This window comes from Allobosea sp. (assembly GCF_051860145.1).
GTDB lineage: Bacteria > Pseudomonadota > Alphaproteobacteria > Rhizobiales > Beijerinckiaceae > Allobosea.
The window spans coordinates 23601-49444 of record NZ_JBHYEM010000019.1 but is presented as its reverse complement, the minus strand read 5'-3'; the positions used below and the strand labels follow the sequence as shown (position 1 = coordinate 49444).

Annotated in this window: 22 protein-coding genes; 14 read left to right on the top strand and 8 right to left on the bottom strand. The window is 67.0% G+C overall.

The features are described from left to right. The first annotated feature begins 47 nt into the window (after positions 1 to 47). Positions 48 to 1022: a Bug family tripartite tricarboxylate transporter substrate binding protein gene (locus ACTIF2_RS22745; RefSeq protein ID WP_439499402.1), complete on the top strand. Its 975-nt coding sequence runs from the start codon at positions 48 to 50 to the stop codon at positions 1020 to 1022. Position 1023: 1 nt separating this feature from the next. Here ACTIF2_RS22745 and ACTIF2_RS22740 read toward each other — a convergent pair whose 3' ends face one another. Next, positions 1024 to 1953: a LysR family transcriptional regulator gene (locus tag ACTIF2_RS22740; RefSeq protein ID WP_439499401.1), complete on the bottom strand. Its 930-nt coding sequence runs from the start codon at positions 1951 to 1953 to the stop codon at positions 1024 to 1026. A 79-nt stretch (positions 1954 to 2032) separates the two neighbouring features. Then, positions 2033 to 3661, bottom strand: coding sequence for a GMC family oxidoreductase (locus ACTIF2_RS22735; protein ID WP_439499400.1), 1629 nt, complete (start codon positions 3659 to 3661; stop codon positions 2033 to 2035). A 255-nt stretch (positions 3662 to 3916) separates the two neighbouring features. Between ACTIF2_RS22735 and ACTIF2_RS22730 the strand changes: the two genes are divergently transcribed. Genes ACTIF2_RS22730 through ACTIF2_RS22720 form a run of 3 tightly spaced genes read left to right on the top strand, consistent with a single transcriptional unit; the run spans position 3917 to position 6059 of the window. Continuing rightward, a complete protein-coding gene (locus tag ACTIF2_RS22730; protein ID WP_439499399.1) occupies positions 3917 to 4351 on the top strand; it encodes a hypothetical protein in 435 nt (144 codons plus the stop codon). Positions 4352 to 4353: 2 nt separating this feature from the next. After that, positions 4354 to 4821: a MaoC family dehydratase gene (locus ACTIF2_RS22725; protein WP_439499398.1), complete on the top strand. Its 468-nt coding sequence runs from the start codon at positions 4354 to 4356 to the stop codon at positions 4819 to 4821. Beyond that, a complete protein-coding gene (locus ACTIF2_RS22720; RefSeq protein WP_439499397.1) occupies positions 4821 to 6059 on the top strand; it encodes a CaiB/BaiF CoA transferase family protein in 1239 nt (412 codons plus the stop codon). The genes ACTIF2_RS22725 and ACTIF2_RS22720 overlap by 1 nt, the downstream gene beginning before the upstream one ends. A gap of 232 nt (positions 6060 to 6291) precedes the next feature. On the opposite strand, the gene ACTIF2_RS22715 is transcribed toward ACTIF2_RS22720, so the two are convergent. From ACTIF2_RS22715 to ACTIF2_RS22705, 3 genes are all read right to left on the bottom strand, one after another. After that, the gene (locus tag ACTIF2_RS22715) at positions 6292 to 7248 is read right to left on the bottom strand and encodes a D-2-hydroxyacid dehydrogenase family protein (protein WP_439499396.1); all 957 of its coding nucleotides are present in this window, start codon (positions 7246 to 7248) and stop codon (positions 6292 to 6294) included. A gap of 102 nt (positions 7249 to 7350) precedes the next feature. After that, positions 7351 to 8124 (bottom strand): enoyl-CoA hydratase/isomerase family protein, encoded by a 774-nt coding sequence (locus ACTIF2_RS22710; protein WP_439499395.1) that lies wholly within the window; start codon positions 8122 to 8124, stop codon positions 7351 to 7353. A 176-nt stretch (positions 8125 to 8300) separates the two neighbouring features. Then, positions 8301 to 9179 carry a GntR family transcriptional regulator gene (locus tag ACTIF2_RS22705; RefSeq protein ID WP_439499394.1) on the bottom strand — a complete coding sequence of 293 codons (879 nt, stop codon included), beginning with the start codon at positions 9177 to 9179 and terminating at the stop codon, positions 8301 to 8303. A gap of 95 nt (positions 9180 to 9274) precedes the next feature. Between ACTIF2_RS22705 and ACTIF2_RS22700 the strand changes: the two genes are divergently transcribed. Both ACTIF2_RS22700 and ACTIF2_RS22695 read left to right on the top strand, forming a co-directional pair. Next, positions 9275 to 10420 carry a C45 family autoproteolytic acyltransferase/hydolase gene (locus ACTIF2_RS22700; protein WP_439499393.1) on the top strand — a complete coding sequence of 382 codons (1146 nt, stop codon included), beginning with the start codon at positions 9275 to 9277 and terminating at the stop codon, positions 10418 to 10420. A gap of 34 nt (positions 10421 to 10454) precedes the next feature. After that, positions 10455 to 11996 (top strand): ABC transporter substrate-binding protein, encoded by a 1542-nt coding sequence (locus ACTIF2_RS22695; protein ID WP_439499392.1) that lies wholly within the window; start codon positions 10455 to 10457, stop codon positions 11994 to 11996. A gap of 117 nt (positions 11997 to 12113) precedes the next feature. Here ACTIF2_RS22695 and aptA read toward each other — a convergent pair whose 3' ends face one another. Further along, entirely contained in the window at positions 12114 to 13451 is a 1338-nt protein-coding gene (gene aptA, locus ACTIF2_RS22690) for an omega-aminotransferase AptA (protein ID WP_439499391.1), read from the bottom strand. Between the two features lie 107 nt (positions 13452 to 13558). Next, entirely contained in the window at positions 13559 to 14443 is an 885-nt protein-coding gene (locus ACTIF2_RS22685) for a GntR family transcriptional regulator (protein ID WP_439499390.1), read from the bottom strand. Between the two features lie 87 nt (positions 14444 to 14530). Between ACTIF2_RS22685 and ACTIF2_RS22680 the strand changes: the two genes are divergently transcribed. Next, complete coding sequence (locus ACTIF2_RS22680; RefSeq protein WP_439499389.1) at positions 14531 to 15673, top strand: C45 family autoproteolytic acyltransferase/hydolase; 1143 nt, start codon at positions 14531 to 14533, stop codon at positions 15671 to 15673. Between the two features lie 63 nt (positions 15674 to 15736). Then, a complete protein-coding gene (locus ACTIF2_RS22675; protein ID WP_439499388.1) occupies positions 15737 to 17308 on the top strand; it encodes an ABC transporter substrate-binding protein in 1572 nt (523 codons plus the stop codon). Positions 17309 to 17311: 3 nt separating this feature from the next. Here ACTIF2_RS22675 and ACTIF2_RS22670 read toward each other — a convergent pair whose 3' ends face one another. Further along, entirely contained in the window at positions 17312 to 17944 is a 633-nt protein-coding gene (locus tag ACTIF2_RS22670; protein WP_439499387.1) for a GntR family transcriptional regulator, read from the bottom strand. 125 nt (positions 17945 to 18069) lie between these two features. Between ACTIF2_RS22670 and ACTIF2_RS22665 the strand changes: the two genes are divergently transcribed. The 6 genes from ACTIF2_RS22665 to ACTIF2_RS22640 all read left to right on the top strand — a co-directional run bounded on the left by ACTIF2_RS22665 (position 18070) and on the right by ACTIF2_RS22640 (position 25597). Beyond that, the gene (locus ACTIF2_RS22665; protein ID WP_439499386.1) at positions 18070 to 18969 is read left to right on the top strand and encodes an alpha/beta hydrolase family protein; all 900 of its coding nucleotides are present in this window, start codon (positions 18070 to 18072) and stop codon (positions 18967 to 18969) included. 2 nt (positions 18970 to 18971) lie between these two features. Next, the gene (locus tag ACTIF2_RS22660; protein ID WP_439499385.1) at positions 18972 to 20522 is read left to right on the top strand and encodes an ABC transporter substrate-binding protein; all 1551 of its coding nucleotides are present in this window, start codon (positions 18972 to 18974) and stop codon (positions 20520 to 20522) included. A gap of 66 nt (positions 20523 to 20588) precedes the next feature. Beyond that, complete coding sequence (locus ACTIF2_RS22655) at positions 20589 to 22139, top strand: ABC transporter substrate-binding protein (RefSeq protein ID WP_439499384.1); 1551 nt, start codon at positions 20589 to 20591, stop codon at positions 22137 to 22139. A gap of 40 nt (positions 22140 to 22179) precedes the next feature. Continuing rightward, positions 22180 to 23124 (top strand): ABC transporter permease, encoded by a 945-nt coding sequence (locus ACTIF2_RS22650; protein WP_439499383.1) that lies wholly within the window; start codon positions 22180 to 22182, stop codon positions 23122 to 23124. After that, a complete protein-coding gene (locus ACTIF2_RS22645; RefSeq protein ID WP_439499382.1) occupies positions 23121 to 23936 on the top strand; it encodes an ABC transporter permease in 816 nt (271 codons plus the stop codon). The genes ACTIF2_RS22650 and ACTIF2_RS22645 overlap by 4 nt, the downstream gene beginning before the upstream one ends. 2 nt (positions 23937 to 23938) lie before the next feature. Then, positions 23939 to 25597, top strand: a complete 1659-nt coding sequence (locus tag ACTIF2_RS22640) for an ABC transporter ATP-binding protein (RefSeq protein WP_439499440.1) — start codon at positions 23939 to 23941, stop codon at positions 25595 to 25597. The last annotated feature ends 247 nt before the right edge of the window (positions 25598 to 25844 follow it).

The window sequence follows — 25844 nt, the reverse complement described above, 5'->3', positions numbered from 1 at the left end:
GCCGCGATTGAAGCCGCCACCGAGACGGCTGCGTGGGAGGATGAGAGATGTTGGATCGCCGTGGCTTCCTGGCGGGCGCTGGCGCTTCGCTTGCGGGTTTCGCGCCCTGGCCTGCGCAGGCCGAGGCCTGGCCGGGCAAGCTCGTCCGGTTCATCGTGCCCTTCGTCGCGGGCGGCGGTTCGGACGTCGCGGCGCGCCTGCTGGCCGATGAGCTGAAGCGGGTCTTCGGCGCCTCCTTCATCATCGAGAACCGCCCCGGCATGGCCGGCTCGATCGGCGCCGCCGAGGTCGCTAAGGCCCCGCCCGACGGCTCGGCGATCCTGATCGCGACGCCGGGCGTGCAAATGACCAACCCGTTCCTCTACCCATCCTTGCCCTATGACGCGGTCAAGGATTTTCGGCCGATCATCCATGTCGCGCAGCTGCCGAGCGTGCTCGTCGTCCATCCGTCACTGCCGGTGAAGACCACGGCCGAGTTCATCGCCTATGCCAAGGCCAATCCCGGCAAGCTGAACTTCGCCAGCAACGGCCCGGGCTCGGCGAGCCACCTCGCCGTCGAGCTGTTCAAGAACCTCGCCGGGGTCGATCTCGTGCATGTGCCCTATCGCGGCTCGGGGCCGGCGCTGCTCGATCTGGTCGGCGGCCGGGTGGAATGCGCGATCGACACGCTGACGGCGATGATGCCGCAGGTGCGCGACGGCAAGCTGCGCGCGCTCGGCGTCTCGACGGCAAAGCGCGTCACGCTCGAGCCCGCGCTTCCCGCCATCGCCGAGGACCTGCCCGGCTACGAGGCCGTGACGCTGCTCTATCTCACCACCGGCTCCGGCGTTCCCGACGGGATCGTCAGCCGGCTCAATACGGCGCTGAACGAGATCCTGGCCTTGCCGACGATCCGCAAGCGCTTCGAGGAGCTCGGCATGCTGCCGACGGGCGGCACGCCCGCCGACCTGCAGGCGGTGATCGAGGCCGAAAGCCTCAAGTGGAAGCGCATCATCGACGTCGCCGGCGTCAAGGTCGAATAATTCAGGCCGCGGCCGCCAGGCTCCTGGCGTCGTTGCGGCGCAACAACTCCGCGAGGAAATCGACGAAGACGCGGACCTTGGCCGAGCGGTGCCGGCTCTGCTGATAGACGGCGTAGATCCCGTTCTCGAAGGAGGCATAGCTGACCCGGTGGCCCGGCAGCAGCCGCACCAGCCGCCCGGCATCGATATCCGTCTGGACCGACCAGTCCGGCATCAGGATGATGCCGGCCTCGGCCAGCGCCATGCTGCGCAGGCTGGGACCGCTATCGGTCTGGAAATTGCCGGTGACGGGAATCTCGATCACCTCGCCTTCGTCCCCGGCGAAGCGCCAGACCGTGCCGCCCATGTGGAGCCGGTAGGTCAGGCAATTATGCGCCGCGAGGTCGGCGGGGGTCTCGACTGCCGGTTTGCCGGCGAGATAGCCCGGCGCGGCGCAGAGCAGGCGCTCGCTCGACAGCAGCTTGCGCGCGATCAGCGCCGAATCCTCGAGCTTGCCGATGCGGATGTCGACGTCGACATTCTGCTCGACAAGATCGATGATCTGGTTCGACATCATCAGGTCGACCTTGATGTCGGGATAGCGCGCCAGGAATTCCGGCATGGCCGGGACGATCTGCTGCGACGCGATCAGGATGCGCGAATGCACCCGCAACGTGCCGCGCGGCGCATGCTGTAGCTGCGAGATCGCGCTGTTGGTCGCCTCGATCTGGCCGAGGATGTGCTCGGCATGGCGAAAATAGATCTCCCCCGCCTCGGTCAAGGTCAGCTTGCGGCTGCTGCGGTTGAGCAGGCGGCTGCCGGTGCTGTCCTCCAGCGCCGTCATATAGCGCGAGATCGAGGCCGGCGAGGTGCCGATCTGCCGTGCCGCGGCCGAGAGCGAGCCGCTCTGCACCACCGTGACGAACATCTGCATTCCGCGGAACGTATCCATGGCATTTCCATCTTTGCTATTTTTGCAAAGATGGGCCGGCGCAGCGGTCCGCGTCAAGCCGGCTTATCAGCTCATCGCCTCAGCGCGTTTGCGCATCCTCGCGCAGCATCTGCGCGCCCTTCTCGGCGATCATCATGGTGGGAGCCGCGGTGTTGCCCGAGGTGATCCGCGGCATGACGGAGGCATCGATGACGCGCAGGCCCTCGACACCGCGCAGGCGCAGGCGCTCGTCGAGCACCGCTCCGGCATCGTCGTCGCGGCCCATCCTGACGGTCCCGGCCGGGTGGAAGATCGTGGTACCGAGCTGACCGGCTGCGGCGAACAGCGCCTCGTCGCTGGAGATGTCGGGCCCGGGCACATATTCCTGCGGGTTGAAGCGGGCGAGCGGGGCCTGGGACACGATGCGCCGGGCGAGCTTGAGCGCGTCGACCGCGACCTGCCGATCCTCCTCGGTATCGAGGTAGTTCGGCGAGATCGCGGGGGCATCCTCGGCGCGCGGGCTCTTCAGATGCACGCTGCCGCGGCTCGACGGGCGCAGGTTGCAGACGCTTGCCGTGAACGCCCCGAACGGATGCAGGCCGTCGCCCCATTTGTCGAGCGAAAGCGGCTGGAAATGGAATTCGAGATTGGCGGTGGCGTAGTCCGGCGAGGATTTGGCGAAGGCGCCGACCTGCGAGGGCGCCATGGTCAGCGGGCCGGTGCGCAGCGCTGCATATTCCAGCGCCATCAGCGGCCGCCGCCAGAGCTTGGCATAGTCGCTGTTCAGCGTGCGCACGCCCTCGACCTTGTAGACCGGCCGGATCTGGAGATGGTCCTGCAGATTCTCGCCGACGCCCGGTGCATGGCGCTGCGTCGCGATGCCGAGGGCCTGGAGGCGCTCGCCGTCGCCGATGCCCGAACGCTCGAGGATCGCCGGCGAGCCGACGGCGCCGGCGCTGAGCACGATCTCGCCGCGCACCTCGACCTGCAGCTTCTCGCCGCCATGGCTGAACTCGACGGTGCTGGCGCGCCCATCCTTGACGACGACACGCTCGACCAGGACATGCGTCTCGAGCCGGATATTGGAGCGTTCCAGAACGGGCTTGAGGAAGGCGCGATAGGCGCTCATTCGCGTGCCGCGCTTCTGGTTGACCTGGAAATAGGCCGAGCCTTCATTGTCGCCGGTGTTGAAGTCGTCGATCTTGGCGATGCCCGCTGCGGCCGCCGCCTCGCGGATCGCGTCGAGCACGGCCCAGCGCACGCGCGGATGCTCGACGCGCCATTCGCCGCCGGAGCGGTGCAACCCGCCGGGCGGCGGCGCGATATGGTCCTCATGCTTGAGGAAGAAGGGCAGGACCTCGTCCCAGCTCCAGCCCTGCAGGCCGAGCTGGCGCCAGCCGTCATAATCGGCCGCCTGGCCGCGCATATAGATCATTGCATTGATCGCCGAGCAGCCGCCGACCACCTTGCCGCGCGGGAAGGCCAGCGCCCGGCCGCCGAGCCCGGCCTGAGCCTCGGTCTGGAACAGCCAGTCGGCGCGCGGATTGCCGATCGCGTAGAGATAGCCGACCGGGATATGGAACCAGATCCAGTCGTCCTTGCCGCCGGCTTCGAGCACGAGGACGCGTTTGCCGGGGTCGGCCGAGAGGCGGTTCGCCAGCAGGCAGCCGGCCGAGCCCGCGCCGATCACGACATAGTCGAACGTGCCGATATTCCTGCGATCAGACATGGCGTCCCTGCTTGCGAGCGTTTGGCGGCGCGCGTCGGCCGCTGCGGCCTCGGAGCGCTAGTCCGCCCAGGCCGGGCCGGCAACGCGCCCCTGCGAGAACCATTGTTGCGGTCGGCGCAAAAGCCAAGGCCCAAGCGGGCAAAGCGGCATTCGATCTTCACGGCATCTGAAAAGTTGGTCGTCGTCCTGCGTCCGTTCCTCGGCGCGGCGGGCGGGTGCTATCGCTCGGCTCCCACATCAGACAGGACGGCAGGAATGGCGATCGGACGCTATGTCACGGATCTGGACACGGGCGATGTGCTCGGTCCGGTGGAATATGAGATCAGCCCGTTCCAGGTGCGCGAATATTGCCACTCGGTCGAGATGCATCAGGAGTATTTCCAGGGCACCGAGAACCAGATCGCGCCGCCGACCCTCGTCCATCTCGAGAAGCTGCGCCTCTATCGCCATGCCTGCCCGGCCGGCACCGGCCCGACGGCCCGGATCCACTACGAGTTCGACGGCGATTTCCATGCCTTCGTGCCGGCCGGCGTGCCGCTGCGCGTCACTGGCACCGTCGCCGATCGCAGCCAGAAGCGCGGCCGCGACTATGTCCGGATGACGATCGAGCTGCGCCGCGCGGCGGACGGCGAGCTGCTCGTCACCTATCGCGACACCGTCATTCTCGCCTTCAAGCAGGCGGAGGCCTGATCATGACCCTGACCACGACAATGGCCGCCGCCGAATTGCCGATCGGCCACGAATTCCGCTCCCGGCCGCGCCGGATGACACGCGAGCGCATGCGCTGGTATGTCGACACCCAGGCGACCGTCGCCGCCGATGACGGCCGCATCCATCGCGGCGGGCCGACCATCCATGACGATGACGACTACGCGAAATCGCAGGGCCTGCCCGGCATCATCGCCGACGGCATGGTCTCGACCAACTGGATACTCGACCTGCTGCTGAACGCTTTCGGGCCGGGATTCCTCGCCGAGGGCGGGCTTTCGACCAAATATGTCGCCCCGGTCTACGAGGATCAGGTCGTGATCAGCGCGGCACGCGTCGAGGCCGTGGAGCGCGACGCGAAGGACCGGGCGTTCTATCGCCTCGCGGTCTGGTGCGAGGACGGCACCGGCAAGGTCCTGACCGTCGGCAAGGCGCGCGTCGTGGTGTCGTGATGGCAGAGCCCGCGCAGCAACAGGAGGGGGCGCCCGCTGGCGCTCTCGACGGCATCCGCGTCCTCGATTTCTCGCGCATCTTCGCGGGGCCGGCGGCGACGCAGATCCTCGGCGATCTCGGCGCCGACATCATCAAGATCGAGGAGCCCGGCACCGGCGATGGCGCCCGCAGCTTCGGCGTCACCGAGGAAGCGATGGCGCGCTATGGCGCGAGCCCGTCCTACCTGGCGCTCAACCGCAACAAGCGCAGCATGGTGCTCGACCTGCGCAAGCCGGAGGCGCGCGAGTTGGCGGCGCGGATGGCGGCGGAATGCGACGTCGTCATCAATAATTTCCGGCCCGGCGCCATGGCGACGTTCGGCCTCGGCTACGAGCAGCTGAAGCAAGCCAATCCGGGCCTGATCTTCTGCGAGTTCTCGGCTTATGGCGACAGCGGGCCACTCTCGCATCTCGGTGCCAATGATGTCGCGCTCCAGGCCCATAGCGGCATGATGAGCATCACCGGCGAGGCCGATGGCGAGCCGGTGCGCTGCGGCACGGCCGTGATCGACCTGCATGCCAGCCTCGCGCTGGTCAGCGGCATCCTGGCCGCGCTCTTCCACCGCCAGCGGACCGGGCAGGGCCAGCGCGTCGAGACCTCGCTGCTGCGCTCCTCGGCCCATCTGATGAACTATTTCTACACGGACTACTGGCTGACCGGGGCGATCCACAAGCCGATGGGCACGGCCAACCATCTCAGCGTGCCGAACCAGGCCTTCCCGGCCGCCGATGGAAGGGTCGTGATCATCGCGCCGGCAGACGACATGTGGAAGCGCTGCGCCGCCGCGCTCGATCCCGAACGGCTCGACAAGCCGCAGTTCCGCACCGCCTTCGACCGGCGCCGCAACCGCGTCGAGCTCGTCGCCGTGCTGAGCGAGGTGACGCGCGCCTTGCCGAGCCGGGTCATCGTCGAGAAGCTCGGCGCCGCCAAGGTCAATGTCGCCAAGGTGCATGATGTCGGCGAGGCGGCCGACCATGCCCAGCTCGCGGCGATCGGCGGTGTCGTCGCGATCGGGGAGGGCGCCGGCGCGATCCGCTCGGTCTCGTCGCCTTTCGCCCTGAGCGCGACGCCGGCCCGGATCGACCGGCCGCCGCCGGAGCTCGACGCCGACCAGGCCGCGATCCTCGACCAGTTCGGCATCGGCCAGGACGAGCGGGCGAGGCTGACGCAGGCCGGGGCATTTGGCGCGCCGGCCTAGATTGCCGGTTGAGCCGCGCCGTCATTCCGGGGCATCGCGCCGCGATGAGCCCGGAATCCGAACCACCACCTCGATCCAGCCTCGTCATGCTCGCCCCTGTGGCGAGCATCCACGTCTTGAACGCTGCCCTGCATGGCGGAAGACGTGGATGGTCACGGGACAAGCCCGACCATGACGGGAGGGGCGACGTCCGCGCCGGAATGACGATGGGCCTTGGCTGCGGGCGTTTGGCTCAGCCTGTCATCACCCTCACCGGCGTGCCGTCGAGCCAGGCGGCGATGTCCTCGACCACGCCCTCGAAATAGGCGCGGTAATTCGCTTCCGTGACATAGCCGAGATGCGGGGTGGCGATCACGTTCGGCAGGCGGCGCAGGGGATGGTCGCCGGGCAGCGGCTCCTCGTCGAAGACGTCGAGGCCCGCTCCGGCGATCCTGCCTGCCTCAAGCGCTTCGACCAGAGCCGCCTCGTCGATGATCGGCCCGCGCGAGGTGTTGATGATCAAGGCCTCGGGTTTCATCAGGGCGAGCTCGGCCCCGCCGATCAGGCCGCGCGTCGCCGCGTTCAGCGGAATATGGATGCTGACAATGTCGGATTCCCGCAGCAGCTCGTGAAGCGACGCGGCGCGACCGGCGCCGACCGATCTCGCGGTCTCGTCGGTGAGCGAACGGCTCCAGCCGAGCACGCGCATCTCGAAGGCCGCCCCGACCCGCGCGACGCGCTGGCCGAGATTGCCGAGTCCGATGATGCCGAGGGTCGCGCCGCGCAGGTCGCGTCCGACGCTGGTCTGCCACGGCCCGCTCGCGTGAAAATGCGCATTCTCGGCCGGGATCGATCGCGTCAGCGCATGGATTAGGCCCCAGGTCAGCTCGGCCGTCGTGCCCGGCGCGCTCGGCGTCCCGCAGACGGTGACGCCCTGTTTAGCGGCCGCGGCGAAATCGATCGAGGCATTGCGCATCCCGGTGGTGATCAGCAGCTTCAGCTGCGGCAGCGCTGCGAACAGCGCCGCATCGAACGGCGTCCGCTCGCGCATCATCACGACGATCTCAGCCTCGGTGAGCAGCGCGACCAGCTCCTCGCCCCGCAGGTTGCGATCGCTCACGCGGATCGAGACGCGCTCCTGCACGCCGCTCCAATCCGCCATCGCGAGCGCGACGTTCTGATAGTCGTCAAGGATCACGCAGCTCGGCATTCGTCTGTCCTCGTCAGGTCGACCGCCCCAGGGTGACGACGGCCGCGAGCGAGCGCAGCATGTCGCGCTTCGCCACCGCCCGCAACGCGGACGAGGCCGGGTTCACCGACCCTTGAACACGGGCTTCCGCTTCTCGACGAAGGCGCGCTGCGCCTCCTTCGCGTCCTCGGTATGGGACAAGGCGACCGTGATCGACTGCTCGTAGCGATAGCCCTCGCGCATCGGCATGGCCTGCACCGTGTTGAAGCCGCGCTTGGCCGCCTGCACCGCAATCGGGCTTTTGGCCGCGATGACGCGGGCCATCGCCAGTGCAGCGGGCATGAGCTCGGCGTCCGGCAGGACCTGTTCGACGACGCCAAGCCGATGGAGTTCCTGCGCCGAGATCCGCGCGCCGGTGAAATACATCGCCCGCGCCTTCGACTTGGTGAAATGCTCCATGATGAAACTCTGCCCGCCGGACAGCCCGACATCGACCTCGGGCATCACGCCATAGGCGCTCTCCGAGACCAGCATGATGTCGCAGGCGAGCATCAGCGCGAAGCCGGCACCGACCGCCGGCCCGTTCACCGCCGCGATCACCGGCTTCGTGCAGTCGGCGACGGCATAGAAGAATTCCCGGGTCACCCGGTTGTGGCTGACATAGTCGCCCGGCTCCTGCGCCAGCCCGACGCGCTCCTTCACATCGGCCCCGGCCGAGAACACCTTGCCGGCGCCTGTCAGGATGACGACGCGGACATCGTCGCGGTCGCTGAGCTGGTCGAAGACGCGGATCGCCTCCTCGCGCGTCTCCCGGTTCTGCGCGTTCACCGGCGGGCGGTCGAAGGTGACGGTCGCGATGAAATCGCTGACCTCGACCCGGAAATTCTGGAAAGGCATCTGGGCTCCTGCGGATAGCGACATGCGGTCGGCGGCGCAGTCGCCGCCATCAGTTCCGGCGCGCCAAATGTCGCAAAAGCCAGTTAGTCGTGGCGGCGAAGCTGCGAAACGCGGCAGTCCGCAAAGCATTCTTGCGTGACCCGCAATCGCGGACCATCGGGATGAGCTGCGAGCCTTCAGCCCGGGCTCTGCCAGTCCTGTGCGGCCTGGCGCAGATGGGCCGCGAGCAGCGTGCGGGCGCGGGCGCGCTCGCCGGCCGCCAGCGCATCGAGGATGGCCAGATGCTGCTCGCAGGATTGCGCGATCTGCTCCGGCGTCAGTTGCGGAAAATCGGCGAATTGATGCATCCGCCGCAGGGCGTTCTGGCGTTTCACCGCTTGCAGGAAGAAGCGGTTGCGCGACCAGGAGGCGAGGGTCTCGTGGAAGCCGGCATTCACCTGGAACCACATGTCGGGCGCGACCTCGGCGGCGGGCTTGCGCATCAGCGCCTCGTGGGCGGCTCGCATCCGCTCGAGCGCGACGCGGTCGACCCGGTAGCCGGGCTGGCTCAGCGCCGCGGTTTCCACCGCCTCGCGGAAGGCGTAGCTCTCGATGATCGCCTGCGGCGTGTCGAGGCTTTCGCTGAAGCGCCAGCCATGGCCGCGCTGGCGCTGCACGATCCCTTCGGCCGAGAGCCTCTGCAAGGCGCGACGGAGATCGCCGCGTGATGCGCCGAGATGCGCGATCAGGCCATTCTCGGTGACCTCCTCCGCGATCGTGCCGGTGGCGCGATCCATCAGGATTGTCCGGTAGAGTTCGCCGCCGCCCGCGCCATTGCCGCATTGCTCGATCACCGCCGCGTCGATCGGCCGGTTGAGCTTGAAGCCGCTGCCGGGTTCGCGCCGCAGGATGCCGCGCTCGCTGAGATCGATCAGCGCCCGGCGCACCGGCGTCCGCGAGACGCCCAGCCGCCCGGCCAGCGGCTTCTCGCCGACGGGGGCATCGACGGCCCAGGCTTCGTCCCGGCCGAGGCGCAGGATGTCGCCGATGATTTCACGATGCAGTCCGCTTGACACCGACGCCCCTCCGAGAGGTCTTCTCATGCCATTGACAACGCCGTTTGGCGATGGTCCAGTGTATATTAGTGAATTAAAAAACACAGAGCCTGTCGATGACCGCACCGTTTCCCTTCGTCTCGGTGTCCGGCTCGCCTTATGAGCGGGGGCGGCAGCATGGCGCCGCGGTCCCCGACCGCGTCCGGCGCAGCGCCCGCTTCTACGCCGGTCAGCTCGATCGGCTCGGCTCGCGGCCAGGCGAGCGCGAGCGGCTGATCGCCGAGTTCAGCCGCGGCATCGCAGCCTTTGACGAGGCCTATCTCGAGGAGATGCGCGGCATCGCCGACGGCGCCGGGTTGTCCCTCGACGCCATCATCATGATCAATGCCCGCACCGAGATCGTCGCCAAGGCGCGCCTGCTCGCCTCCCGCCCGATCGACGAGGATGAGGAAGAGGAGATGGCGGATGGCTGCACCGGCGCGGTTATCCTGCCAGAGCGCAGCGCCACCGGCGGCGTCATCCAGGGCCAGAACTGGGACTGGCAGCCGGACTGCGCCGAAACCGCGATCGTGCTGCGCATCCGGCGCGAGGACGGCCCCGATCTCCTGACCTTCGTCGAGGCCGGCGGGCTCGGCCGCCACGGCATGAACGCCGCCGGCATCTGCGTCACCGGCAATTATCTGCGCAGCGACCGTGACTATTGCCAGGAGGGCGTGCCGCTGGCGCTGGTCCGCCGCAAGGCGCTGGAACAGGAGCATCTCGCGCTCGCGATCAAGGCGGTGGCGACGACGCCCAAGGCCTGCTCGACCAATATGATGCTGAGCCAGAATTACGGCTTTGCGATCGATTTCGAATGCGCGCCCGACGAGGCCTTTCCGGTCTACCCGCAGGATGGGCTGATCGTTCATGCCAATCACTGGATCAGTCCGGCGGCGCTGGCGAAATTGCGCGACACCGGCATGACCTCTTCGGCCGACAGCCATTACCGCGACTGGCGCGTCCGCCGCCTGCTCGACGAGCCGCGCCGTCCGCTGACGCGCGAGGATCTCAAGGCCGCGCTCTTCGACGATTTCCTGACGCCGCATTCGGTTTGCCGACCGCCGCGTCCGGGTGCGACCGGCGATCTGACGGCGAGCGTCGCGATGATCCTGATCGAGCCTGCGCTCGGGATCATGGAGGTCGCGCCGATGCCGGCCCTGAACCGGCAATTCACGCGCTACAGTCTGGACGGCGACCCGGTCGCCGTCGCTATCGCAGCCTGAACGGGATGGGGGGTCCTTCGTCATGAGATGCGCTTTGCTCACGCGCCTTGCCTCTGTCGCGGTCTTTGCCGCGCTGTCCACCGCCCCGGTTGCGGCGCAGACGCTGACCGTCGCCCTGAAGGCCGATATTCGCGGCACCAATCCCGGCGTCAATCGCGATGATGATACCGACGCGGTGACATTGCACATGGTCGAGGGCCTCGTCGCCTATGGCGAAGGCGGCACCGTCAAGCCGATGCTGGCCGAGCAGCTCGAGACCTCCACCGACGGGCTGACCTACACCTTCGCGCTGCGCAAGGGTTTGAGCTTCCATAACGGCGCTTCGGTCACGGCCGAGGATGTTGTCTGGAGCTGGCAGCGCTACATGAATCCGAAGACGGAGTGGCGCTGCCTCGCCGATTTCGACGGCCGCAACGGTCTCAAGGTCGAGGCGATCGAGGCGGTCGATCCCTCGACGGTGCGCATGCGCATCAACGAGCCGAACGCCCTCTTCCTGTTTTCGCTCGCCCGTACGGATTGCGGCAGCGCCGCGGTCATCCACAAGGACTCGCTGAATGCCGACGGCTCCTGGAAGGCGCCGGTCGGCACCGGGCCGTTCAAGTTCGGCGAGTGGAAGCGCGGGCAGCAGGTCGTGCTGACCCGCTTCGACGGCTACAAGTCGCTGGCTGGCGGGCTCGACGGTTTCGCCGGCGGCAAGCGCCCGCTGGTGCCCGAGGTCAGGTTCCTGGTCGTTCCCGACGCCGCCTCGGTCAAGGCCGGGCTGATTTCGGGCCAGATCGACATCGCCGAGGTGCTGGGCTCGGACGTGGCCGAGCTGAAGAAGGAGAAGGGCATCACCGTCCAGACCTCGATCACCGCTGCGCGCCACGCGCTGCTCTTCCAGACCAACGACCCCGTCTTCAAGAAGCCGGAAATGCGCAAGGCGCTGGCGGCGGCGATCGATTTCGGCCAGCTCGTCGCGATCGTCTCCGATCTCGGCGTGAAGCCGAACAACTCCACCATCCATGCCAAGTCGACCTATCACAGCGAGGTCCAGAACCTCGGCTATAAATACGATCCGACGCTCGCGAAAAAGCTGCTCACCGAGGCCGGCTACAAGGGCGAGCGGCTGAAGATCACCACCAATAACCGCAAATCCTCGCCGAGCTTCAACATCGCGGTGGTGCTGCAGTCGATGTTCCAAGCCGTCGGCATCAACTCGGATATCGATGTCGTCGAATGGGCGACACATATGGACCGCTTCCTGAAGGGCAATTACCAGCTCATGGTCCATTCCTATTCGGCCAGGCTCGATCCGGCGCTGAGCTTCGAGCATTTCACCGGGCCGAAGGCGCAGCAGCCGCGCAAGGTCTGGGACGATCCCGACGTGATCGCGCTGCTCGACAAGGCCTCGCGCATCGAGGACCCGCGCCAGCGCCAGGCGATCTTCGACGACCTCCACAAGCGCATGATCGAGGATGCGCCGCTGGTGATGCTGTTCAACTCGATCGAGGCCTGGGCCTCCATCGCTCGCGTCGAGGGCTTCGTGCCCTGGGAGTCGCGGGCTCGGGCCTGGGAGGTTTCGCTGAAGCAGTAACCAACGCCGTCATCCCGGGCGACCGAAGGGAGACCCGGGATCCATGCCTGAGCCTTCGGGATCTACGTTCAGGCATGGATCCCGGCTCTCCGCTGCGCTGCGGCCGGGATGACGGCGTCAGTCGATCTCGGAGAGCGCCGCCTCGATCGTGCCGAAGATCGTCTCGATCTCGTCCTCGGAAATGATCAGCGGCGGCGACAGCACGATCATGTCGCCGGAATTGCGCACCAGCACCCCGGCCTCGAGGCAGGCCCTGGCACAGGCTGCGCCTCGGGCACCCGGCTGGCCCGTGCGCGGCGCCAGTTCGATGGCGCAGAGCAGCCCGATGCTGCGGATGTCGATGACGTGAGGCGACTGCCTGAGCTGGAGCGCGCGGCGCTGCCAGCTTGCGCCCGTCGCCTTCGCCCGCTCGACCAGCCCCTGCTCGGCAAAGACCTCGAGCGTCGCCAGCCCCGCCGCGCAGGCGAGCGGATGGGCCGAATAGGTATAGCCATGAAACAGCTCGATCACCTCCGGCGGGCCGGCCATGAAGGCGTCGTAGACCGCGTTGGAGACGATGACCCCGCCCATCGGCACGGCGCCGTTGGTCATGCCCTTGGCGCAGGCGATGATATCGGGCGTCACGCCGAGCGCCTGCGCTGCGAAGGGTGCGCCCAGCCGTCCGAAGCCGGTGATGACCTCGTCGAAGATCAGCAGCACGCCATGCCGGTCGCAGATCGCGCGCAGCCGTTCGAGATAGAAGCGCGGCGGTGGATAGACGCCGCCCGAGCCGGTCACCGGCTCGACGATCACGGCCGCGACGCTGGCCGGATCATGCAGTTCGAGCAGCTTCTCCAGCTCGTCGGCATAGGCTGCGCCGGTATCCGGCTGGCCCGCCGAGAAGGCCATGCCGGCATCATAGGGCAGGGCGAGATGCGCGACCTCCGGCAGGAGCGGGCCGAAGCCGCGCTTGTGCCGGCCGAGGCCTGCGACGGAGAGGCCGCCGAAACCCATGCCGTGATAGCCCTTGGCGCGGCCGACCAGCTTGGTGCGGCGCGCGTCGCCGCGGGCATGGTGATAGGCGCGGGCGATCTTCAGCGCGGTGTCCACGGCTTCCGAGCCCGAGTTGACGAAGAAGACATGGTCGAGCCCGCCAGGGGCGAAGTCGCAGAGCCGTGCCGCGTAGGCTTGCGCGGCGGGGTGGCTCATCTTGAAGGAGGAGACGAAATCGAGCCGGCCGGCCGCCTCGCGGATCGCCTCGACGATCCGGGGTTGGCCGTGCCCGGCATTGACGCACCAGAGCCCGGCCATGCCGTCGAGGATGCGACGTCCTTCCGGCGTGACGTAATGCATACCCTCGGCCCGCTCGAACAGGATCGGCTCCTGCCGAAAACCGCGCATCGGCGTGAATGGCATCCAGAACGCGTCGGACGCATTGGTGCGGTCGGTTTCGCTGCGAAGCGCGGAGATGGTCATGGAAGCTCCTCGGCCATGGGCATTCCCGCGGTATCGACATCGGGAACGGCCTATAATGTATTTTCAGTGAGAAAAAACAATAGCCGATCTTGCCAAGGTCAGGCTCATCAGTCGGCGCCGTTGCCGGGGCCACGCAGCAGGCTGGCGCGCTGGAGATGCCGGCGCATCAGGGCGGACGCGACCTCCCGGTCGCCCGCCTCGAGATAGTCGAGCATCTGCAGATGCTCGGTGCTGTTGACCTGGACCCGCTCGAAACCGAAGACCCAGTCATAGTTCGACAGGCGCCGGATCTCGTTCTGCCGCTTGACGGCGGCATGGATGAAGCGGTTGCCGGAGGCCGCCGCCAGGCCCTCGTGGAAATCGGCGTTCATCTCGTAGAAGGCGACGCTGGAGCTCTCGCGCCAGGGCTGCTCGAGCGTCTGGCGATGCCGGGCGCGCATCTCGTCGATCCAGCCCTGCTCGACATGGAAGCCGGGCTCGAGGATCGCCATCGGCTCGATCAGCATGCGGAAGCGATAACCCTCGTCATGCGCCGAGGAATCGCGTGGAGTGAGGAGGAAGTGCCAGCCATAGCCGGGCTTGCGCTCGATCATCCCGAGATCGGCGAGGCGAGCCAGCAGGCGCTGCACGTCGGGGCGGCCGAGCTCGTAGCGCCGCATCACCTCCATCTCGGAGACGTCGTCGGCGATCAGCCCGTTCTCCCGGTCATGCGCGATCTTGACCAGCGCGAGCTCGGTCGCATCGGGCAGGGCGCTGGCCCCCGGCTTGCCGGCCGGCGGCTTGACCAGCTCGATCCCCTTGTTGGCGTGGCGCCGCACGATGCCCTGCTCGGCGAGGAAGGCCAGCGCCGCCCGCACCGGGGTCCGCGAGACGTTGAGGCGCTTGGCGGTGCTGTTCTCGTTCAGCCAGGCGCCGGCCTCCAGCCCATCCTCGCGCAGCATGTGCAGGATGTTCTCGGCGATCTCGCGCTGCAGGCGTGTCGGGCGTGCCATGAAAACAGCCTTGATTGTCTTAGTTCTGTATGAAATACATTTATTCTGGACGTTGCGCCAGTGCGCGAACAAGGAGGCCCGCGGCCGATGGTTGAGCCCTTTCCCTTCATCGAGGTTTCGGGATCGCCCTATGAGCGCGGTCGCCAGCATGGCGTGGCCGTGCCCAAGCGAGTCAAGCGCAGCATCGAACTCTATGGCGGCCAGCTCACCGAGCTGGGCTATGACGGCGCGGCGAAGTCCCGGCTGATCGTCGAGTTCGCCCGCGAGATCGAGGCTTTTGGCGCGCATTATGTCGAGGAGATGCGCGGCATCGCCGATGGCGCCGGCGTGTCGCTCGAAGACATCGTCATGGTCAATGCCCGCACCGAGGTCATGGCCAAGGCGCGGCTGGAGAAAGCGAAACCCGTCGAGGCCGGCGAGGAGCTCGACGACGGCTGCACCGGCGCGGTGATCCTGCCGGAGCGCAGCGCCACCGGCGAACTGATCCATGGCCAGAACTGGGACTGGAAGGCCGAATGCGCCGAGACGGCGATCGTGCTGCGCGTGCGCCGCGATGACGGACCGGATTTCCTGACCTTCGTCGAGGCTGGCGGCCTCGCCCGCTGCGGCATGAACGCGGCCGGCATCTCGATCACCGCCAACTATCTCGAGTCGGAGCGCGACTTCACCCAGGCCGGCGTGCCGCTGGCGCTGATCCGCCGCAAGGTGCTCGAGCAGGAGCATTTCGCCATGGCGATGAAGGCCGTGGCGACGACGCCCAAGGCCTGCTCCAACAACATGATGCTGTCGACGGTGGCCGGTTTCGCCATCGATTTCGAATGCGCGCCGGACGAGGCCTTTCCGATCTATCCGGCCGACGGGCTGATCGTCCACGCCAATCACTGGGTCGGCCAGATCGCGCTGACCAAGATCACCGATACCGGCACCCCGCGGGTCCCCGAGAGCTTCTATCGCGACTGGCGCGTCCGCAAGTTGCTCGATGAAAGCGGCCGCAAGCTGACGGTAGCGGATCTGAAAGAGGCGCTCTTCGACGATTTCCTGACGCCCTATGCGGTCTGCCGCCCGCCGCGTCCCAATGAGACCGGCAATCTCTCGGCCACGGTCGCGATGGTCGTCATGCAGCCGGCGAAGGGCATCATGGAGGTGGCGCCGCTGCCGGCGCTGAACCGGCAGTTCACCCGCTACAGCCTGACCGAGGATCCCGTGTCGCTGGCAACGGCGGCGGAGTGACAACCAGGTCGCGGCAGCCGGAGAGGGCGGCGTCGCGACCATGCCACAACAAAGGGGAGTACCATGGCTTCGAGAGCACTCGCGTCAGCCGCTGGCGCTGGCGCCGTCGCGGCGCTGCTGCTGGCGGGCATCGGCCCGTCGCTGGCCGCGCCGACCAGTATCCGCGTGCAGTTGCGGGCCGATATCCGCTCGATCAATCCCGGCGTGAACCGCGACCACAATACCGACGGCGTCGTCCTGAACATGGTCGAAGGCCTGGTCGCCTATGGCGAGGATGCGCTGGTCAAGCCGCTGCTCGCCGAGAAGGTCGAGGCTTCGGCCGACGGCAAGACCTATACCTTCACGCTGCGCAAGGGCGTGAAGTTCCATAACGGCGCCGAACTCAGCTCGGCCGACGTGGTCTGGAGCTGGAACCGCTACATGGACCCGAAGACCGAATGGCGCTGCCTCTCGGAATTCGACGGGCGCGGCCAGGTCAAGGTCGAGAAGGTCGAGGCACCGGACGCCTCGACTGTAACCTTCACCCTCGACAATCCGAGCGCGCTGTTCCTCGCCTCGCTGGCGCGTACCGATTGCGCCATGACCGCCATCCTTCACAAGGATTCGCTCAAGGCCGATGGCAGCTTCGACAAGCCGATCGGCACGGGTCCCTTCAAGCTCGCCGAGTGGAAGCGCAACGAATATGTCCGGGTCGAGCGCTTCGCCGATTACGCCAGCCTGCCCGGCAAGAGCGACGGCCTGACCGGCGGCAAGCGGCCGCTCGTCGACGAAATCCGCTTCATGGTCGTTCCCGACAATTCCACGGCCAAGGCGGCGCTGCTGCGCGGCGATCTCGACATCATCCCCGACATCGCCAACTCGGATGTCGGCGAGCTCAAGGGCAACGACAAGGTCGAGCTCTCGGTCGTCTCCAGCATGGGGCTGGTCGGCCTCATCCTGCAGACGCGCGATCCGCTCCTGAAGAACGTCAAGCTGCGCCAGGCGATCGCGGCGGCGCTCGACACCAAGGAGATCGTCGACGCCGTCACCGACGGGCTCGGCAAGGTCAACAACTCGATGGTGCCCTCGCTCTCGGCCTATCACACCGCCGTCCAGGACCAGGGCTACACATACGATCCGGCAGCGGCGAAGAAGCTCCTGGCGGAATCGGGCTACAAGGGCGAGCAGATCGTGATGCTCGCCAACAAGCGCTATCCGCAGAGCTTCGATGCGGCCGTCATCTCCCAGCAGATGCTCAAGGCCGCCGGCATCAATGCCGAGATCGAGGTGCTGGAATGGGCGACCCAGCTCGATCGCTACAGCAAGGGCAACTACCAGATGCAGGCCTTCCCCTATTCGGGGCGGCTCGATCCGGCGCTGAGCTTCGAGTCGATGACGGGCCCGAAGGACAAGCAGCCGCGCAAGCTCTGGGACGATCCCGCCGTGCAGGAGCTGCTCGACCGCTCGATGGTCGTCTCGGACCGGGCCGAGCGCCAGAAGATCTTCGACGAGCTGCACAAGCGCTTCATCGCCGATGTGCCGATGGTGATGCTCTATAACGGCATCGTCGCCGGCGTGACCTCGAAGCGCGTCAAGGGCTATGTCTCGACGATGATGTCGCTGCCCCGGCTCTGGGAAGTCAGCGCCACGGACTAGCGCTTAGCCTTCCGGCGCGTCCTTGAGGATATGGGACGCGATCAGGCCTGAGAGGCGCGCCGCGTCGCGCGCCTCGATCGCCTCCAGCATCTCGCGATGGTCGCTGTCGCTGCGCAGCAGCGAGTCATGCGAGGCCCAGACCGTGACGTTCGAGCCGCGGCCGCGGTCGCGCAGGTTCCAGATCAGCTCCTCGAGCACCGGGTTGCCGCTGAGATGATACAGCACATGGTGGAATTCGGCGTTGACCCGGCTCTGGTCGGCGCGCGTGCCCTCCCGGACCGTGGCGGCGAACTGCTCGGCGAGGTCGTGGAGCCTGGCGAGCGTCGCTGGGTCGATGGCGGCGACGATGGTCGGCGCCGTCGCGGTCTCGATCATGACGCGCACGGCCCGGATATGGCGCAGCGTCTCGCGGTCGAGCTGGGCGACGCGGTAGCCGCGATTGGGCACGTGCTCGATCGCCTTGCGCACCACCAACTCGTCGAGTGCGGCGCGTACGTCGAAGCGCGTCGCGTCGAATTTCTCCTCGAGATCGATCTGGCGCAGCCATTCGCCGGCGCGGAACTGACCGAGCCGGATGGCTTCGGCGATCTCGCCGGCGAGCGCGCGCTTCGGCTTGTGTTTCCGTTTGACGGTCATCGTCATCCCCTAGCCCGACTCGGCGCGGCTCGGCCAGCGAGCCTGCGCCATGTTGCGGCTTGTCAGCCCCGATCCAACATGCAACATAATTGGCGCCAATTAATCCGCCAATAGGGAATGGCCCAATGACCGCCGTGCTGGAAAAGACCGAGCAACCCGCCGCAGAGGCCGATCGTGGCCGCGCGCTCTACGATCTCGGCAGCACCACCATTTTCGCCAGCCGGCATGATCCGCGCTTCAGCTATTGCCTCTATGTGCCGCCGTCTCTGGAGCAGGGCGGTGAGCCGCCGGCTCTCGTCGTCGCGATGCACGGCACCGGCCGCAGCTTCGTCACCTATCGCGACGCCTTCGCGGAATTCGCCCGCTGGAACAATTGCATCGTGCTGGCGCCGCTCTTCCCGGTCGGCGTGCGCGGAGACGGCTATCGCGATGGCTTCAAATACATGCGCGAGGGCGATATCCGCTACGATCAGGCCCTGCTCGCCATCGTCGACGAGATCGGCGAGCGCTACGGCCTCGATTTCAAGCGCTTCGCCCTGTTCGGCTATTCCGGCGGCGGCCATTTCGCCCACCGCTTTCTGTTGCTGCAGCCCGAGCGCCTCTGGGCCGCCTGCATCGGCGCGCCGGGCTCGGTCACCTTGCTCGACCCGACGCGCGACTGGTGGGTCGGCACCCGCAACATCGCGGCGCTGTTTGGCCGGGAGGTCGATCCTGCGGCGATGGTGCGCGTGCCGGTGCAAATGATCGTCGGCGCCGCCGATCTCGAGACCTGGGAAATCACCCACAAGGAAGGCGGCCGCAACTGGATGCCGGACGCCAACCATGCCGGAAAGACGCGCCCCGAGCGGCTCGCCAGCCTGAAGCGCTCCTTCGAGGCGGCCGGCGTGAAGGTCCGCTTCGACCTCATCCCCAACATGTCGCATGACGGCGAGCGGGCCGTGCCGCATGTCGCCGACTTCCTTGCCGAGACCCTGGCTCGCCATCGCGCCGAGGGCGCGCCTCTCACTGCCGCGCGAGGAGGCTGAAGATGCGCCTGAACGCCGCCCTTGCGACCGCCCTGGCCCTCTTTGCCGCGCCGGCAGCGGCGCAGCAGGCGGTGATCAATGTCGCGCTCAACGCCGACATCCGTTCGACCAATCCGGGCGTCAACCGGGACGACAACACCGACGCCGTCATCCTGCATATGGTCGAGGGGCTGGTGGGTTATCGCGAGAACGGCGCGGTCGCGCCCTTGCTGGCGGAGCAGGTCTCAGCGTCGGCTGACGGGCTGACCTACACCTTCAAGCTCCGCAAGGGCGTGAAGTTCCATAACGGTGCCGAACTGACCTCGGCCGACGTGCTGTGGAACTGGACCCGCTACATGGACCCGAAGACCGACTGGCGCTGCCGGACGGAATTCGACGGCCGCACCGGCATGAAGGTCACGGACGTCACGGCGCCCGATCCCTCGACCGTCGTGATGACGCTGGACAAGCCGAGCGCGCTTTTCCTCGACACGATGGCGCGCACCGACTGCGCCATGGTCGCGATCATCCACAGGGACTCGCTGAAGCCCGACGGCAGTTGGGACAAGCCGATCGGCACCGGCCCCTTCATGCTCGGCGACTGGCGGCGCGGCGAATTCGTCTCGCTGAAGCGCTTCGACGGCTATGTCTCGCCACCGGGCGAGAAGCGGGACGGTTATGTCGGGCGCAAGCGCGCTTTGGTGCCGGAGGTGAAGTTCCTCGCCATCGCCGACGGCGCGACCATCAAGGCCGGCCTGATCTCCGGCGCGCTCGACGTCGCCGACGTGCCCGATTCCGATGTGCCGGAGATGAAGAAGGTTCAAAACCTCCAGGTGCTGAGCGCGCCGAGCGCGAGCAAGCACGCCCTGCTGATCCAGAGCCGCGATCCGCTGCTCAAGGATGTCAGGATGCGTCAGGCGATCGCCGCCGCGCTCGATCTCGACCAGATCGTCGCCCATGGCTCGAACGAGCTCGGCACGACCAACAACTCGGCCGTCTATGTCAGCTCGCCCTATTATTCGGACGTGCAGCGCCAGCGTTACACATATGACCCGGCCAGGGCGAAGGCGCTGCTGACCGAGGCCGGATACAAGGGCCAGCCGATCAGGCTGATCGCCAACAAGCGCTCGACCGTGCCGAGCTTCCCGGTCGCGATCATGGCGCAGGCGATGCTGCAGGCGGCCGGGATCAACAGCGAGATCGAGGTGCTGGAATGGGCGACGCAGCTCGACCGCTACAGCAAGGGCAACTACCAGATGATGTCCTTCAGCTACTCGGCCCGCATCGATCCCGCGCAGAGCTACAACCAGTTCAGCGGGCCCAAGGACAAGTTCCCGTCCAAGGCCTGGGACAGCCGGCGCGCCGACGAGCTGATCGAGAAGGCGACGCTGGTCGCCGACGACGCGGAACGGCAGAAGCTGTTCGACGAACTGCACAAGCTGATGCTGGCCGATGCGCCGCTGATCTTCCTCTACAACCAGGTCGATACGGCGGTGGTCTCCAGGCGGCTGCAGGGCTTTGCGCCCTGGGTCGCGTCGAAGCCGCGGCTCTGGGAGGTCGGTCTCGCGAACTGAACGACTGCGCGGCACGCATCTTCAGGGCGCGTGTCGACACCAAAAGAACGACAACAGGGGAATGACATGAACCGTTTGTTTGCCTCCGCCTTCGCGTTGGCTTCGGCCGCCCTCGCAGGCCCGGCCATGGCGCAGCAGCCGCTCACCGCGGTGCTCAACGCCGATATGCGCAGCTCGAATCCAGGCGTGAACCGGGACGACAATACCGATACCGTTATGCTTCACTTCGTCGAGGGCCTCGTCGGCTATGCCGAGGATGGCAGTGTCGGGCCGCTCCTGGCCGAAAAGGTCGATATGTCGGGCGACGGCAAGACCTATACCTTCACGTTGCGCAAGGGCGTGAAGTTCCACAACGGCGCCGAGCTCAGCTCGGCCGACGTGCTGTGGAGTTGGAACCGGTATATGGACCCGAAGACCGAATGGCGCTGCCTCGGCGACCTGGATGGACGCAACGGCCTCAAGGTCGTTTCTGCGACCGCGCCGGACGCAGGCACCTTCGTGATGACGCTGAACGAGCCGAACGCGCTCTTCCTCGACACGCTGGCGCGCACCGATTGCGGCGGCACCGCCGTCATCCACAAGGATTCGGTCAAGGCCGATGGCAGCTGGGACAAGCCGATCGGCACCGGTCCCTTCAAGCTCGGCGAATGGAAGCGTGGCCAGTCGATCCAGCTGCTTGCCTATGAGGGCTATGTCTCGCCCAAGGGCGACAAGCGCAACGGCATGCTGGGTTCGAAGCGGCCGCTGGTGAAGGAGGCGCGCTTTCTCGTCATTCCCGATGCAGCGACCGTGAAAGCCGGGTTGATGGCCGGCTCGCTCGATATCGCCTCGGTGCCCGAGATGGATGTCGCCGACCTGAAGGCCAACCCGCGCGTCGCGCTCGAGATCGGCACCAACCCGGTCCGCCACAGCATGATCCTGCAGACGCGCGATCCGCTGCTCAAGAATGTCGCGCTGCGCCAGGCGATCGCGGCTTCGATCGATTTTCCCGAGCTCGTCGCCAACGTCACCAACAATCTCGGCAAGCCCAACAATTCGCCGATCTACATGACGTCGAAATATTTCGGGACGGCCGAAAAGACCGGCTTCAAATACGATCCGGCAGCCGCCAAGGCCCTGCTGCAGAAGGCCGGCTACAAGGGCGAGAAGATCACGATCCTCGCCAATAAGCGCTCGACCGCGCCGAGCTTCGCCACCGCCGTCATCGCCCAGGCGATGATGCAGGCGGTCGGCATCAATGCCGAGATCGAGGTCCTTGAATGGGCGACGCAGCTCGACCGCTACAACAAGGGCAATTACCAGATGCAGGCCTTCTCCTATTCGGGCCGTTTCGATCCGGCACTCGGTTTCGAGCAGATTTCCGGCCCCAAGGACAAGCAGCCGCGGAAGATCTGGGAAGAGCCGGAGGCGCTCGCCCTCATCGACAAGACCATGGTGACGGTTGACCCGGCCGAGCGCCAGAAACTGTTCGATGAGCTGCACAAGCGCTTCATCGATCAGGTGCCTGCGATGTTCACCCATAACGACATCGACATCGTCGCGCATGGCAAGCGCGTCAGCGGCGTCGTGCCGTGGATGTCGAAGCACCGGCTCTGGGAAGTCAGCGTCGCCAACTGATCGCCCTCCGCAAACCCCCTCTCCATTCCGGAGCGTCGATATGCTGCGTTTTGCGCTGACGCGCATCCTGATGGCGTTGCCGACATTGCTGATCGTGGCGATTTCGGTTTTCGTCCTGATCCGGCTGATTCCGGGTGATCCGGCGCAGCTGATGCTGGGGGACCTGGCCGATCCTGCGAGCCTGGCGGATCTGCGGGCTCGGCTCGGGCTCGACCGCAGCCTGCCGGTGCAGTTCGCGATCTGGTTCGGCAACCTGCTGCAGGGCGATCTCGGCCAGTCGATCTCGTCGCAGCAAGCGGTGCTGCCGCTGATCGTCCAGCGCTTCTGGATCAGCGCGCAGGTCGTGCTCGTCGCGGTCCTCTTCGCCTGCCTCGTCGCGGTGCCGGCCGGCGTCATCGCCGCCTGGCGCCAGAACAGCACGCTCGATCTCGGCCTTGTCGGCCTGGCGACGCTGCTGCTCTCGATCCCGACCTTCTGGCTCGGCCTGCTGCTGCTGCTCTTCTTCGGGCTCAAGCTCGAATGGCTGCCGGTCGTCGGCTATGTCTCGATCGGCGAGGACGCGACGCGCGGCATCCTCTATCTCGTCATGCCGATCCTGACGCTGTTCCTGCACGAGATCGGCGTGATCCTGCGCATGGCGCGCGCCTCGACGCTCGAAGTGCTGCGGCTCGACTACATCACCCATGCCCGCGCCAAGGGCCTGTCGGAAGGCGCTGTGCTCTGGCGCCACGCCTTCAAGAACGCCTTCGGGCCGACCTGGACACTGATCGGCCTGGTGCTCGGCAACCTGTTAGGGGGCATCGCAGTGGTCGAGACCGTCTTCACCATTCCCGGCCTCGGCCGGCTCCTGGTCGATTCGATCTTCGCCCGCGATTACCCGGTGATCCAAGGCTGCCTGCTCTTCGTCGCCTTCACCTATGTCATCGTCAACCTGGTGATCGACCTGTGCTATCCGATCTTCGATCCGCGGGTGACAGCCGAATGAAGCTCCCCCCGCTCAACGCCCTGCTCGGCGGTTTCCTCATCGGTGTCCTCATCCTCGTCGCCCTGACCGGCGCGCTCTGGACGCCCTATGACCCGCTCCAGCTCAGCTTCCGCGCCAAGCTGGCGGCGCCCAGCGCCATGCATTGGCTCGGCACCGACGAATTCGGCCGCGACGTGCTCTCGCGCCTGATGGCGGGCGCCGCGACCTCGGTCTGGATCAGCCTGCTCACCGTCACCATGGCGGTGACGCTGGGCACGCTCATCGGCGTGTTCAGCGGCTATGTGCGGGGCTGGTTCGACCGCATCGTCATGGCCTTCAATGATGCGCTGCTCGCCTTTCCCGGCATCCTCCTGGCGCTCGGCCTGCTGGCGGTCGTCGGCGCCAACAAATACGGCATCATCGTCGCGCTCGGCATCGCCTATGCGCCCTCCGTCGCCCGCATCGTGCGCGGCACGGTGCTCTCCCTGCGCGAGCGCGAGTTCATTGCCGCCTCGCGCGTGATGGGCAATTCGGAAGGCTACACCATGGCCCGCCACATCCTGCCGAACTGCATCGCGCCGCTGACCGTGCTGGCGACCTCGATGTTCGGCTATGTGCTGCTGGCCGAGAGCGCGCTCTCCTTCCTCGGGCTCGGCGTGCCGCCGCCGGCGCCGACCTGGGGCAACATGCTCGCCGGCTCGCGGCCCTATATCGGCCAGGCCGTCTGGCTCGGCATCTTTCCGGGCCTGTGCATCTCGCTGACCCTGCTCGGCATCAACCTTCTGGGCGATGCGGTGCGCGACAAGCTCGACCCGCGCATGAGGGGGATGTGATGGTGTCCTCCGAAACGCTTCTGCGCGTCGACGACCTGACGCTCGAGATCGGCCGCACCGGCAAGCGCGTCGTCAATGGCGTCAGCTTCTCGGTCTCGCCGGGCGAGATCGTCGGCATCGTCGGCGAATCCGGATCCGGCAAGACGCTTGCCGCGCGCGCCCTGATGGGCTTCATCCCGCCGGCGGTCAGGCAGGTCTCCGGCTCGATCCAGTTCGAGGGCCAGGAAGTCACCACCATGGCGCCCAAGCAGCTTCGCGCCATGCGCGGCTCGCGCGTCGGCATGGTCTTCCAGGAGCCGATGACCTCGCTCAACCCCTCGATGCTGATCGGGCGCCAGCTCGACGAGGGCCTGGCGCTGCATCGCAAGCTCGACAAGGGCGAGCGCAAGGCGCTGATCCTCGACATGCTCAGGCGCGTCGGCCTGCGCGATCCCGACGGCGCGCTGACCTCCTATCCGCACCAGTTCTCCGGCGGCATGCGCCAGCGCATCATGCTCGCCTCGGTGATGCTGCTGAAGCCGGCCCTGCTGATCGCCGACGAGCCGACCACGGCGCTCGACGCCGTCGTGCAGCGCGACGTGCTCGAGCTGATGGTCGAGCTGACCAAGGCCAACAACACCGCCGTGCTGATGATCAGCCACGACCTCGGCATGATCGCGCGCTATTCCGACCGCGTCATCGTCATGCAGCAGGGCGACGTGGTCGAGCAGGGCCGGACCCAGGACCTGCTCGCCCGCCCGCAGCATCCCTATACCCGCAAGCTGCTCGCCGCGATGCCGCAGCGCGGCCCGGCCCGCAGCGTCCCGGCGGCCGGCACGCCGATCGTCTCGGTGCGCGACCTCGTCGTCGACTATGGCGGCCGCCAGGGCTTCTTCCGCCGCGAGGCCGCCAAACGCGCGCTCCACGGCATCAGCCTCCACGTCCAGCCCGGCGAGGTCGTCGCGGTGGTCGGCGGCTCGGGCTCCGGCAAGACCACGCTCGGCCACGCCATTGCCGGGCTGATCAAGCCGACAGGCGGCGAGATCCGCTTCGACGGCAAGCCGATCGATCGAAGCGAGAGCGCCTATTGGGATTATCGCCTGAACTGCCAGATGGTGTTCCAGGACCCGTATTCCTCGCTCGACCCGCGCATGACCATCGAGGACCTCGTCGGCGAGCCGCTGCGGCTCGTGCCCGGCATGACGCGCGAGCAGAAGCGCGCACGCGTCCAGGAGGTGCTGGCCGAGGTCGGCCTCGCCGACGGCTTTGCGAGCCGCTTCCCGCACGAGCTCTCGGGCGGCCAGCGCCAGCGCATCGCCATCGCCCGCGCCATCGTGCGCCGGCCGAAATTCGTGATCGCCGACGAGCCCGTCTCGGCCCTCGACGTCACCGTGCGGGCCCAGGTGCTCGAGCTCTTCGCCGAGCTCCAGCGCAAGCACGGCTTCTCCTGCCTGTTCATCAGCCACGATCTCGGCGTCGTCGAGCAGGTCGCCGACCGCGTCGTCGTCATGAACGAGGGCCGGATCGTCGAGGAAGGCACCCGCGACGCCATCTTCGACCGGCCGCAGGACGCCTATACGCGCCGTCTGCTCTCAGCCGTCCCCGGCCTGGAGACCGCACCGGATGGCGGCGTGCGCCTGTTCTGGCGGTTAGCCGACGGCACAGCGCCGGCGGGCGGGTAGTCATGGCTCATCAAGTCGAACCTCGTCATTCCGGACAAGCCGCGTAGCGGCGCAGCTCCGGAATCCATCGTAGAGCGCAGTTCCCTACGATGGATTCCGGCGCTCCGCTTCGCTCCGGCCGGAATGACGCGCGTTGCTGTCAGAAGGGGCGTGCCTTGGAGAACGCACCTGCTGGTTCCGCGCCGCCCCGCCGCGCTGCTATAGGCGAAGCTATTGCCGAGTCGGGGGAAGGCGATGCGGACAGATT